The 264-nt window shown below is 38.3% G+C and carries 1 protein-coding gene; it reads left to right on the forward strand.

The window, feature by feature from the left end:
• Positions 1–264: hypothetical protein (locus KIH86_RS08815; protein WP_223110398.1), on the forward strand; the 264-nt coding region annotated here is incomplete at both ends.

The raw sequence follows: 264 nt of genomic DNA on the forward strand, positions 1-264 counted from the left end.
AGAACCTGAACTTCATCAAGCAAATCTTTTGTGGAAAGAAGGCAAATATAAAGGCGCACTGCTTTGTTATGACTCGGTTATTGCTATATCCACGAAACAATTACGTGTTCTTGAGTTAAAAGTAGCCTGCCTGAACAAGCTTAGATTATTACAAAAGCTCTTTAGAGCAAATAAGGTATGGACGATAAACGGTTGCCAACAACTAATAGACCTATATGATGGTTACCTGAAGACGCTCGAAGAGATGGAGAGGACTTTAAGAAA

This window comes from Paenibacillus sinensis, assembly GCF_019904155.1.
GTDB classification, from domain to species: Bacteria; Bacillota; Bacilli; order Paenibacillales; family Paenibacillaceae; genus Paenibacillus_AQ; species Paenibacillus_AQ sinensis.